This is a genomic window from Tabrizicola sp. (assembly GCF_030694085.1).
GTDB lineage: Bacteria > Pseudomonadota > Alphaproteobacteria > Rhodobacterales > Rhodobacteraceae > Tabrizicola.
Genome location: NZ_JAUXZE010000030.1, coordinates 21,396 through 31,555, shown reverse-complemented (window position 1 = coordinate 31,555; position 10,160 = coordinate 21,396). Strand labels below are relative to the sequence as shown.

The 10,160-nt window shown below is 65.6% G+C and carries 10 protein-coding genes and 1 pseudogene; 3 read left to right on the top strand and 8 right to left on the bottom strand.

Annotated features, from left to right (window positions below):
- Positions 1-436, top strand: a pseudogene (glyA, locus tag Q8M85_RS03745) (serine hydroxymethyltransferase); the annotation flags it as partial.
- 28 nt (positions 437-464) lie between these two features.
- On the opposite strand, the gene Q8M85_RS03740 reads toward glyA, so the two are convergent.
- Positions 465-1,370 (bottom strand): hypothetical protein, encoded by a 906-nt coding sequence (locus tag Q8M85_RS03740; RefSeq protein ID WP_305540462.1) that lies wholly within the window; start codon positions 1,368-1,370, stop codon positions 465-467.
- A 146-nt stretch (positions 1,371-1,516) separates the two neighbouring features.
- On the opposite strand from Q8M85_RS03740, the gene Q8M85_RS03735 reads away from it, so the two are divergent.
- The gene (locus tag Q8M85_RS03735; protein ID WP_305540459.1) at positions 1,517-2,389 is read left to right on the top strand and encodes a DUF817 domain-containing protein; all 873 of its coding nucleotides are present in this window, start codon (positions 1,517-1,519) and stop codon (positions 2,387-2,389) included.
- 63 nt (positions 2,390-2,452) lie between these two features.
- Here Q8M85_RS03735 and Q8M85_RS03730 read toward each other — a convergent pair whose 3' ends face one another.
- Positions 2,453-2,824, bottom strand: a complete 372-nt coding sequence (locus tag Q8M85_RS03730; protein WP_305540456.1) for a hypothetical protein — start codon at positions 2,822-2,824, stop codon at positions 2,453-2,455.
- A 97-nt stretch (positions 2,825-2,921) separates the two neighbouring features.
- On the opposite strand from Q8M85_RS03730, the gene Q8M85_RS03725 reads away from it, so the two are divergent.
- Positions 2,922-3,692 carry an alpha/beta fold hydrolase gene (locus Q8M85_RS03725; protein ID WP_305540467.1) on the top strand — a complete coding sequence of 257 codons (771 nt, stop codon included), beginning with the start codon at positions 2,922-2,924 and terminating at the stop codon, positions 3,690-3,692.
- A gap of 30 nt (positions 3,693-3,722) precedes the next feature.
- Here Q8M85_RS03725 and Q8M85_RS03720 read toward each other — a convergent pair whose 3' ends face one another.
- The 6 genes from Q8M85_RS03720 to Q8M85_RS03695 all read right to left on the bottom strand — a co-directional run bounded on the left by Q8M85_RS03720 (position 3,723) and on the right by Q8M85_RS03695 (position 10,073).
- Complete coding sequence (locus Q8M85_RS03720; protein ID WP_305540453.1) at positions 3,723-3,938, bottom strand: CTP synthetase; 216 nt, start codon at positions 3,936-3,938, stop codon at positions 3,723-3,725.
- A 69-nt stretch (positions 3,939-4,007) separates the two neighbouring features.
- Positions 4,008-5,135 (bottom strand): iron-containing alcohol dehydrogenase, encoded by a 1,128-nt coding sequence (locus Q8M85_RS03715; protein WP_305540450.1) that lies wholly within the window; start codon positions 5,133-5,135, stop codon positions 4,008-4,010.
- A complete protein-coding gene (glpK, locus tag Q8M85_RS03710) occupies positions 5,132-6,616 on the bottom strand; it encodes a glycerol kinase GlpK (protein ID WP_305540446.1) in 1,485 nt (494 codons plus the stop codon). Before glpK ends, Q8M85_RS03715 begins: the two co-directional genes overlap by 4 nt.
- A 31-nt stretch (positions 6,617-6,647) precedes the next feature.
- Positions 6,648-7,775 (bottom strand): P1 family peptidase, encoded by a 1,128-nt coding sequence (locus Q8M85_RS03705; protein WP_305540443.1) that lies wholly within the window; start codon positions 7,773-7,775, stop codon positions 6,648-6,650.
- 82 nt (positions 7,776-7,857) lie between these two features.
- Positions 7,858-9,579 (bottom strand): ABC transporter substrate-binding protein, encoded by a 1,722-nt coding sequence (locus Q8M85_RS03700; RefSeq protein WP_305540440.1) that lies wholly within the window; start codon positions 9,577-9,579, stop codon positions 7,858-7,860.
- A gap of 86 nt (positions 9,580-9,665) precedes the next feature.
- Positions 9,666-10,073 (bottom strand): DUF2160 domain-containing protein, encoded by a 408-nt coding sequence (locus tag Q8M85_RS03695; RefSeq protein WP_305540437.1) that lies wholly within the window; start codon positions 10,071-10,073, stop codon positions 9,666-9,668.
- Between the last annotated feature and the right edge of the window lie 87 nt (positions 10,074-10,160).

Below are 10,160 nucleotides of genomic sequence, written 5' to 3'. Positions count from 1 at the left end.
GCCCGAGTTCAAGACCTACCAGGCCCAGGTCGTCAAGAACGCCCAGGCCCTCGCGGATGAGCTGATGAAGGGCGGTCTCGACATCGTCACCGGCGGCACCGACACCCACCTGATGCTGGTCGACCTGCGCCCCAAGGGCGTGAAGGGCAACGCCACCGAGAAAGCCCTCGGCCGCGCCCACATCACCTGCAACAAGAACGGCATCCCGTTTGACACCGAAAAGCCGACGATCACCTCCGGCGTCCGCCTCGGCACCCCGGCAGGCACCACCCGCGGCTTCGGCGAACCCGAGTTCCGCCAGATCGGCCGCTGGATCATCGAGGTGACCGAAGGGCTGGCTGCAAACGGTGAAGACGGCAACGGCGCGGTGGAAGCCAAGGTGAAAGCCGAGGTCGAGGCCCTGTGCCAGGCCTTCCCGATCTATCCGGGACTGTGAGCAGCGACAGGGTGCGCTTCGGCGCGCCCTACGCCTTGATGTCGGGCGGGGTCGTAGGGTGGGCTATCTGCCCACCGCCCTTTCTCAGAGCATCGTCTCGCAATCGGTAGTGGCGCCGGGGTAGGCCGTTCTTTTCCAGTCGGCACAGGTCAAACTCCCCGGAAACATGCAAGACCTGCGGATAGGTGGTGCACCCATATTTCTCGGGCGTCTGATCGGGATACCGGTCTGCAATCCACCGCTTCGCCGCTAAAATTTCTGTCCATCCATCGACACTCAAAGCCAGCGCCGCCTCGCGCAGCGCCGCCACGATGCCCGCGCCGGGCCAGAACACCGTGCCATCCGGGTCGATGCCGCTGACTACGGCGTCTTCGTACGCGTCCGACTGGACATACTCCCATACGTCGTGAAGGACCTGCTCAAGATCGGCCGCCCATTCCTGCAGACGCGCCAGATCCGCACCGATGCGGTCACAGGTTGCATCCAGTTCCTCCAGCGCAATCCGGCACCCGTCCAGGCTCCAGAGATCATGCCTTTCCATGAAATGATGGATCAGATCATTCCGTATCTGCACCAACTCTCGCAGGTCCAGTTCGGTGCGGGACAGCTCCGCTTCCGTCAGTCCAAGCCGCACCGTCATTCGAAATGTCGGAGGACCCGTCTCGTCTTCGGCCTCCCGCTCCTCCACGGCGGCAGGCTCTCCACTCACCAGAACCGAGCCGACAAGCGCCTTGATCAGGCTTCCCAGGGTCTGTCGCGATGTTGCGGTCAACCTGGCGTCGCGGCCCGATTCCAGGTCCTGCACCGGGCCCGAAATATCATGGTGCGCAAGTATCGATTTGAGCTGCAACTCGTACTGTTGCAACCGCAGAACGCAGCGCCCCACCAGTCGGTTCACCTCTTCCTGCCGCGCCTTCAGATCTTCAGTCGTCATGAAACATCAGCCCAATGTTGCGCCCATCCCAGCACATACGCTGCCCGTTCGCCAACCCCCAGTGCTGCGACCGTCTGCATTGCCGCACCTTGACGCACCACCTCGCCACCGGTCTCATCGCCCCAGCCACACATCGCAGGACCCGCATGACCTCCACCGACACCCGTTCCCTCGAACACCGCATGGGCGACTGGGCCCGCGCCCGGCTCCCATTCGCCGTGGCCGAACTGGTGATGTTCGTCCTGAAACAGGGCTGGGCCTGCTTGTTCGGCGGGCTTCTCCTCCTTGCCATCATCGGGACCAAGCTGATCTGGCAGCCCGACTGGCCCCTCCACCGCTACGACGCGCTTTTCCTCTTCGCCATCGCGACACAAGTCGTCTTCCTCTGGACAAAACTGGAAACCTGGGAGGAAGCCCGCGTCATCCTGCTTTTCCACCTCACCGGCACGGCGATGGAGTGGTTCAAGGTCCATGCCGGGTCATGGGCCTACCCTGAACCTGGCATCTTCAAGCTGATGGGCGTGCCGCTCTTCTCGGGCTTCATGTATGCCGCTGTCGGCAGCTACATGGCCCGGGTGATCCGGGTCTTCGACATGCGCTTTGCGCCCTATCCCAGCTTTCCGCTGACGGTGGCGCTTGCCGTGGCGATCTACGTCAACTTCTTCGCCCACCACTTCCTGCCGGACATCCGGCTGGCGCTGTTCGTCGCGACTGTCGCGCTCTACGGACGCACCCGGATCTGGTTCCGCATCCATGACCGGCACTGGTGGATGCCGCTGCCTGTGGCGGCCTTCCTGTCGGCCCTGGCTCTTTGGGTGGCCGAGAACGTGGGCACTGCCACCGGCACCTGGATCTATTCGGGGCAGGTTACCGGAGAATTGGTAAGCCTCGCCAAACTCGGGTCCTGGTATCTGCTCCTCTACGTAGCTTTCGTGACGGTGACCCTCGTCACGCGCCGCGCGCTATCGTCCCAGGCGACGGACCTGGGGCATCACAGGCAAGACCTTGCCAAATCGTAAACGCCCGCGACCAAGCTTCTGATTTTAAAGAAACTCTGACGTTTGTCCACCGTGGACAGCCGGTCAGAAATATCCGCGCCAGGCCAGGAACCCAAGGATCGCCACGGCCAGCACCAGCACCCCGAACCCGACCGAGCCGACCATTCCTGCGAACATGTCCCGCCGACGGCTGACCGGGTCGATCGCGATCAGATGCTTCACACAGACATCATAGGCCTCGGTCACCTCGCCCATGTCGATCTGACCCAGGAGCTTCGGATTCTGTGCCCGGTGCGCCGAGGTCGCAAGCAGCCGGCCGCTGTCGCGCACCTTCTTCGGCAGTGTCCGCCCCGCCCGCTTCAACTTCGCCGCAAGGTCGCGTCCGCCCAGCCCCAGCCTCTCTTCCAGAAGCTGAGCCACCCGATCCGCCATCTGCTGGATCGTCACCGCACTCATCGCGCACCCCATCGACACCCTGGGGGAGAACCTAGAAGCGATTGCCGCCATGTTCAACCGCTCTGGCCTGATCCGGGCGACAGGGCTATCAAGGGCCATGCTCGCCACGATCCGCCACCCCGCCAGCGCCGCAGTCCAGGCGCCACCCCTGATCATCGCCCACGGCCTTTATGGCTCGGGCCGCAATTGGGGCGTGATCGCCCGCCGCCTGGCCGACCGACGCGAGGTGGTTGCTGTCGACATGCGCAACCACGGCGACAGCCCGCGGTTCCCGACACAATCCTATCCCGATATGGCGGCCGATCTGGCCGAGGTGATCGAAAGCTTCGCCGCGCCGGTGGACCTGCTGGGTCATTCGATGGGTGGGAAGGCGGCGATGCACCTGGCCCTGACCAGGCCAGACCTGATCCGCCGCCTGGTCGTGGCCGATATCGCCCCCGTTGCCTACAACCATGACCAGACCCGGAATGCCCAGGCGATGGCCTCGCTAGACCTGACGCAGATCACCACACGGGCCGAGGCTGATGCAGCCCTGGCCCAGCGGATTGACGACCCCGCCCTGCGCGCCTTTTTCCTGCAATCACTGGACCTGCGCCACAAGCCACCGCGCTGGAAGCTGAACCTGCAGGTGCTGGAGGACGAGATGCCGAAGATCGTCGGCTGGCCCGGCACGCAAGGGGCCTTCGATCACCCCGCCCTGTTCCTGACCGGCGCGGAAAGCTCATACGTTCGCCCCGAGCACCGCGAGACGATCAAGGCGCTTTTCCCGAAGGCCCGCTTCGCGAAGATCCCCGAGGCCGGGCACTGGCTGCACGCGGAAAAGCCGCGCGCCTTCGAAGAGACGGTGCGGGTTTTCCTCGAAGCCTGAGCGGACGGAAAGCCTGGCCGATCTGAAAGCCTAGTCGATCTGGCGGGCGACGGCCCAGGACGCCGGCAATGCCAGCACCGCGCCCGCGACAGCCGCGATCACGATGGGCCAAAGCGTGTCGTAGCCCGCGCTTAGCACCGCGATCACACCGCTCCCGGCCAGAGCGGTCGCGATCATCGAGTAAAGAACCATCATCAGGCGCATCGAACGTCCCTCCTTCGCAGGCTTTGCGAGACGTCTAGCCATTCCGGTCCCCGGCCGCATTGATCGGGATCAAGAAGAAGCGTGGGAGTAGGGTGGGCGATCTCGCCCACCCTACGCCTGCTCCAGCACCTCATGCAGGGTCGCATCGGGCAAGGCTACGGGATTGCCCTTCGTCGACGAGGCGTCCTTTGCGACCGCAACGATCACGGCGTGCTGATCCTCGGTCACGCCCAGGGCGGCAAGCCCCGGCAACCCTTCGGCCCAGGCCCAGGCCTGCAGCGCCGACGGAGCCTCGTCCGCGCTGGAGCCAAGCGTCCCGGCCAGCACCGCGCAGACCTCGTCCAGCCGGTCCCGCGCCACGCCCGTTGCCGCCGCCCGGTTCGCCTGAAGGACCGGCCCGAGAAGCGCCCCACAGATCGCGCCATGCGCCGCGCCCGTCATGCCGCCGATCACGCCCGCAAAGCCATGCACCGCGCCGAGGCCCGCATTGGCCAGCGCCAACCCACCACAAAGGCTGACCCAGGCCATCCGGTCCCGCGCCTCCGGGTCCTCGCCCTGCATCAGCTGCATCAGCGCCACCATCCCGATGCCGATGGCCGGTCGGGCCAAGGCGTCGGTGTAGGGCGTGGCCTTTACCGAGACATAGGGCTCGATCACCTGCGTCACCGCGTCGAGGCCCGAGGCAAGCGTCACCGCCTTCGAACATCCATCTGTCAGGGCCGGGTCGACGATGGCCAGCCGCGCCACCATGCGATCATCGCGGAGGCTGACCTTGCGGCCAAGGTCGGGCAGGCCGATGACCGCGTTCTTCGTGACCTCTGCCCCTGTGCCCGCCGTGGTCGGGATCGCGATGAAGGGCAGCGGGTCGGCTTTCAGGGGCAGACTTTGGCCTGCGACCTCCAGATGCACAAGCGGCCCGTCGGGGGCCGGGATCAGCGCGGCGAGCGCCTTGCCAAGGTCTAGGGCCGCGCCGCCGCCCAAGGACGCGACCCAGGACGGACGGTGGGCGCGGCCGACAGTCAAGGCAGCCTCCAGATCGGCCAATGTCGGCTCTCCCACGCAGGGCAGCGTCAGCACCTGTGACCCCAGCGCCTCGACCAGCCAGGCAGCGCGCGTCCGGTTGGCACCATGGATCAGGACCCCGCGATCCCCGAAGGCGCGGATCAGTCCGGGGGCCTTGGCGGCCTCGCCCCGGCCAAAGAGGATGCGGCCCGGTGTGGTAATTCCGAAGGGGGTCATACCGACATCGTGGCGGCGATGGCCTTGCCCCAGCGGGCGTATTTGGCGTCACGGGTGGCAGGATCCATCTGCGGCGTGAAGCGGCGATCCAGCGCCCAGGACCCCGCGAACTCGTCCGGCCCGCCGATCACGCCCGCCTGCATTGCGGCCAGGTAGGCGGCTCCCAGCGCCGTGGTTTCGGTCACCTTGGGTCTGTCAACCGGCGCGCCCAGGATGTCGGACAGGAACTGCATGGTCCAGTCGCTGGCGGTCATCCCGCCGTCGACGCGCAGCACACCTTGCGCCTCGGTTCCCCAGTCGGCGCGCATCGCCTCAAGAAGGTCGCGGGTCTGGTAGCCGACGCTTTCCAATGCGGCGCGCGCGAATTCCGCCGGACCGGAGTTGCGGGTCAGCCCGAAGACCGCGCCCCGGCAGTCCGGCCGCCAGTAGGGCGCGCCAAGGCCGGTGAAGGCGGGGACAAGGATCACGCCCTGCGCTTCCTCGGCGGCCTGGGCCAAAGGCTGGGTCTCTTTCGCCTCACGGATGATCTTCAGGCCGTCACGCAGCCACTGGACCACCGCGCCCGCGATGAAGATCGATCCTTCGAGGGCGTACGTCGGTTGCCCCTTCAATTGGTAGGCGATGGTGGTCAGCAGGCGGTTCTTCGACGGAACCATGTCGGTGCCGGTGTTCAGCAGCGCGAAGCAGCCGGTGCCGTAGGTCGATTTCATCATGCCGGGCTGGAAACAGGCCTGACCCACGGTGGCGGCCTGCTGGTCACCCGCGACGCCAAGGATCGGGATTTCGCGACCGAAAAGGTCAGGCCGGGTCATGCCGAAGGGGGCGGCGCAGTCATGGACCGTGGGGAGAAGGGACATCGGCACGTCCAGAAGCTTGCAGATGTCCGCATCCCATTCGCCCTTGGCGATGTTGTAAAGCAGGGTGCGCGAGGCGTTGGTCGCGTCGGTGGCGTGAACCTTCCCGCCGGTCAGGTTCCAGATCAGCCAGGTGTCGACGGTGCCAAAGGCAAGCTCACCCCGGTTGGCGCGGTCGCGGGCGCCTTCGACGTGGTCAAGGAGCCATTTGACCTTGGTCCCCGAGAAGTAGGGGTCGAGGAGGAGGCCGGTGCTGGCGGTGATCATGGCCTCAAGGCCCTGGTCTTTCAGGACAGAGCAGGTGTCGGCGGTGCGGCGGTCCTGCCAGACGATCGCGGGGTGGATCGGCTGGCCGGTCGTGCGGTCCCAGATCAGTGTCGTCTCGCGCTGGTTGGTGATGCCGATGGCGGCGATGGAAGTGGCGCTGACCCCGGCTTTTTCAATCGCGGCGCGGGCCGTTCCGGCGACGGTGGACCACAGATCGGCGGGGTTGTGTTCGACCCAGCCGGGGCGGGGGTAATGCTGCGGGAACTCTTCCTGGGCTTGCGCCACGGGGCGCAAGTCGGCGTCGAACAGGATCGCCCGCGATGAGGTGGTGCCCTGGTCGATGGCAAGGATATGGGTCATGTGCTGTGCTTTCCCTGATCTAGCGCCTGCGTCACCCTTGCAGCCCCAGCGTGGCAAGCGGCAGGGCGGGGACGAAATTGCCGTCGCGTCCGGTCATCCCGTCATTCGCGATCATGCTGTTCAGAATGGCTTCCTCCGTTGCCTGTACCACGGCCTCGAAGAAGGGGTCGATATGTTCGTCCGGTACGAAGCGGACGTCGCGCAGGGCTGGCGTCTGTTGTCCGGCAAGATCCTGTCCCGCCGTCGAGAAGGCCAGGAAGATGTCTCCCGAAGAATGTCGAGCGATCCCGCCCAGCCGCCCGACGCCAAAGCTGGCCCGGCGGGCCAGGCGCTTCAACTGGTGCGGCAGGAAAGGCGCGTCCGTCGCGATCACCACGATGATCGAGCTGAGGTCCGGCGCGGGGGCACGGGTCACCATCAGAGGCAGGCCCGGGTCACGGCCGATACGGCGACCCTGGATCGTGAGATCGCCGCGCGCACCGAAGTTCGCCTGCACGAAGACCCCCAGGTGATAGTCCGCGTCATAACTCACCCGCCGCGAGGCGGTGCCGGACCCCGCCTTGAAGCCGAAACACTTCATGCCCGTGCCGCCGCCAACGCTGCCTTCGTCGATGGCGCCGCTGCGGGCGCTGTCGATCGCCGCGCGCACATGCGCTTCGCTGATATGAAAGCCGTTGATGTCGTTAAGGAAACCGTCATAGGTTTCGGCCGCGACCGGCAGGGCGAAATCGTCGCCCAGATCATCTGGGAAGGCATCGACGGCCCAGCGCACCGTTGCATCGCGGGCCAGACCGCAGGAATGGGTGTTGGTGATCGTGATCGGCAGGCCGAACTTGCCCGTCTCTTCGATGTAGTGGCTGCCGGTCATCTCGCCATTGCCGTTCAGGCTGAAAAGGCCGGCAAAAACCGGGTCCCACAGCCGGTCGACCGGGCGTGGCAGGATTGCCGTCACTCCGGTGCGGATCGGGCCTGTGCCGCGACGCAAGGCGCCGTCGCCTGCGATCAGCGTCGTGTAGCCTACCTTGACGCCCGGCACGTCGGTAATGGCGTTCCAGGTTCCCGGAGTGCCGTCAAAGCGCAGGCCCGCGCCAAAGGCGCGCGTCTTGCCCGAGGGGGTGGTGGTCCAGAAGGCTGTCATCGCTGCGGGTTCGCCCGGCATCGCCCGGGCACCAAATCAGGGAGGTGGGAAGATTGCATGGCAAAAGGGCGGGGCAAACATGCCCCGCCCTTCGCAACATGGCTTACTGCCAGGACTTGATCAGCTCGTCGTAAGAGATCGTCTCGCCCTGGGGCTTCTCGTTCTCCAGTTTCGCGACAGGCGAGCCCGGCTCGTCAAGCCAGACCTGCGGGTCCTGCGGCTCGTTCAGCTTGGGGCCGATGTCGCCCTGGACGCCAGCGCGCTCGATCCGCTCCAGCACCTTTTCCTGCTCTTCGCACAGGGCATCCAGCGCTGCCTGCGGGGTCTTCGATCCCGACATGGCGTCGCCGATGTTCTGCCACCACAGCTGGGCCATCTTCGGATAGTCCGGGATGTTGGTGCCGGTGGGCGACCACTGCACCCGTGCGGGCGAGCGGTAGAATTCCACCAGACCGCCCAGCTTGGGCGCGCGTTCGGTGAAGGACGCGTGCTGGATCGTCGATTCCCGCGCGAAGGTCAGACCAACGTGGCTTTTCTTCACGTCCACCGTCTTCGAGGTGACGAACTGGGCGTAAAGCCAGGCGGCCTGGGCGCGGTCCACCGGCGTGGAGTTCATCAGCGTCCACGAGCCGACGTCCTGATAGCCGACCTTCATGCCGTCGACCCAGTACGATCCGTGCGGCGAGGGGGCCATGCGCCACTTGGGCGTGCCGTCCTCGTTCATCACGGGCAGACCTTCCTTGACCATGTCGGCGGTGAAGGCGGTGTACCAGAACATCTGCTGGGCGATGTTGCCCTGTGCCGGAACGGGCCCCGCCTCGCCGAAGGTCATGCCCTGGGCTTCCGGCGGGGTGTACTTCTGCAGCCACTCGATCGCCTTGGTCACGGCATAGACCGCAGCCGCGTCGTTGGTCGCACCACCGCGCGCCACGCAAGAGCCGACGGGACGCGAATTCTCGTCCACGCGGACGCCCCATTCGTCGACCGGCAGGCCGTTCGGTTCACCCACGTCGCCCATGCCGGCCATCGACATCCAGGCGTCGGTGTAGCGCCAGCCAAGCGAGGGGTCCTTCTTGCCGTAGTCCATGTTGCCAAAGACCCCGGACGCCGGGCCACCCGCATAGGACATGTCGCGGCCGGTGAAGAATTCGGCGATGTCCTCGTAGGCGGACCAGTTCAGCGGAACGCCAAGGTCGTAGCCATACTTGGCCTTGAAGTCTTCTTGCGTCTTCGGGTCGTTGAACCAGTCGTAGCGGAACCAGTAGAGGTTCGCGAACTGCTGGTCGGGAAGCTGGTAAAGCTTGCCGTCCGGCGCGGTGGTGAAGCTGGTGCCGATGAAGTCAGCAACGTCGAGGTTCGGGTTGGTGACCGCCGCCCCTTCGCCCGCCATCCAGTCGGTCAGGTTGCGGACCTGCTGGTAGCGCCAGTGGGTGCCGATCAGGTCGGAGTCGTTGACATAGGCGTCATAGATGTTCTCGCCCGATTGCATCTGCGTCTGCAGCTTCTCGATCACGTCGCCTTCGCCGATCAGGTCATGAGTGACCTTGATCCCGGTGATCGCGGTGAAGGCCGGAGCCAGCACGTTGGCTTCGTATTCATGCGTGGTGATGGTTTCCGAAACGACCTTGATCTCCATGCCCGCATAGGGCGCGGCCGCGTCGATGAACCACTGCATTTCCGCTTCCTGTCCGGCGCGGTCGAGCGTCGACTGATCGCCGATTTCGGCATCGAGGAAGGCTTTTGCCGCCTCGATGTCGGCCCAGGCGGGGGCCTGCATGGCGATCAGCGCAAGCGCCATCGCCGTTGCGGTGGAACGAAGTCTCATGTGATTCCTCCCAGAATGTTGAGACGTTTGGTTAGCTTATCCCCGGGCCGGTCTCCTTGCCCGCCCCGGGGCCGTCGTTGCCCTGCCTAGACCAAGCGGAAGACCGCGAAGGCATAGGCGAGGGAGAGGATAAGCGCGCCCCAAAGCACGTCGGGGCCCGCGAAGAAGAGCCAGCCAAGGTGGATGAAGGCCGTGCCCAGAAGGGTGATGAAAAGCCGGTCGCCGCGGGTGGTTTCGATCCGCAGGATGCCGACGCGCGGGGTTTCGGGGAAACGGATCGCGAGCAGCGTCATGATGATGAGAAGTGCCGCGATGCACCAGAAGAAAAGCGCCACCGGGAAGGTCCAGGCCATCCAGAAGCCGGGGATCAGCTGCCCGGTCCATATGCGCGTGCCATCCTCGTCGACAGGGACGGCCCAAAGGAGGAGGGCTAGGATCGCAGCCATGATGGCGGCGAGGGTGAGGTAGATTGGGGTCCAGCGGGTGGTCGTCATGCAGATTGCCCCTTCTCGGCAGGGTCCCCGCCCCGGACCTGTTCCGGGGCCTCGCAGTCCGCAAGGTGGTGCGAGGTGTCAGGGAGG